Origin of the sequence: Flavobacterium sp. 270 (assembly GCF_004368785.1) — a bacterium.
Taxonomy (GTDB): Bacteria; Bacteroidota; Bacteroidia; order Flavobacteriales; family Flavobacteriaceae; genus Flavobacterium.
Genome location: NZ_SODM01000021.1, coordinates 1 through 1103 on the forward strand (window position 1 = coordinate 1; position 1103 = coordinate 1103).

1 protein-coding gene is annotated in these 1103 nt (G+C 40.9%); it reads left to right on the forward strand.

The window, feature by feature from the left end:
• Positions 1-1103, forward strand: a 1103-nt coding sequence (locus EV144_RS24060; protein ID WP_166670633.1) for a condensation domain-containing protein, incomplete at both ends; no start/stop codon positions are given.

The window sequence follows — 1103 nt, forward strand, 5'->3', positions numbered from 1 at the left end:
AAGCCAGAACTAACCCAGGAGAAATTCATCGCTAATCCTTTTATAGAAGGAGAAAGAATGTATGATACGGGAGATTTGGGACGCTGGCTTTCTGACGGGAACATAGAGTTTATGGGCAGAAAGGACCATCAGGTAAAAATAAGAGGATACAGGATAGAGCTTGGTGAGATCGAGCATGCCATTTTAGAGTATTCTGAGAATTTAAAACAGGTAGTAGTCGAGGCAAAAGAATCTAGTGAAGGAAAAGTTCTGATCGCTTATTTTACAGCTGTAAATAATGTTGGCAAATCAGAGTTAAGGAGTTTTTTACAGGCAAAATTACCGGATTATATGGTTCCGGCGTTTTACGTAGAACTGGAAGAGTTACCCCTTACGCCAAATGGAAAGATAGACCGTAAAGCTCTGCCTGGAGCAGAAGGCGGGGACCTTATCAGAAACCCATACATAGCCCCCCGCAGCAAAGAAGAAAAACTAATGGTTTTGGTCTGGGAAGACGTATTAAAGAGAGACTCCATTAGTATAAAAGACAGTTTTTATAATTTGGGAGGTGATTCAATCAAATCGATCCAGATCGTATCGCGTTTAAAACAACACGGTTACAGCCTTAAAATCCAGCATATCCTTCAGGTTCCCGTATTAGAGGACCTGACCAAATATTTGGAATTAAGCATTCGCAGTATCGATCAGTCAACAGTAATTGGCGCGGTTGATCTCACCCCTATACAACGTTATTTTTTCGAAGATCCGATTTTTAAAGTGCACCATCATTTTAACCAGTCTGTAGTTTTAAAAAGCAAGGAAGTATTAAACCATGAGCTGTTAATTAAAAGTATTGCTTTTATAACAGGGCACCACGATGCGCTTCGTATGGTTTACAGCAGAGATGGAGATAACCTGGCGCAGTTCAATCAGGATATTCTGCCTGGTGTTCCAGACGTATATTTTTATGATCTGCGCGAAGAGAAAAATGAATTGGAAGCCATGGCAGAGCTGGGAGAAAGGCTTCAACAGAGTTTTAATTTAGAGACAGGTCCATTATTTAAAGCAGTGCATTTCCGACTGGCTGAGGGGGACCGATTAGGTTTAATTATCCACCACCTTGT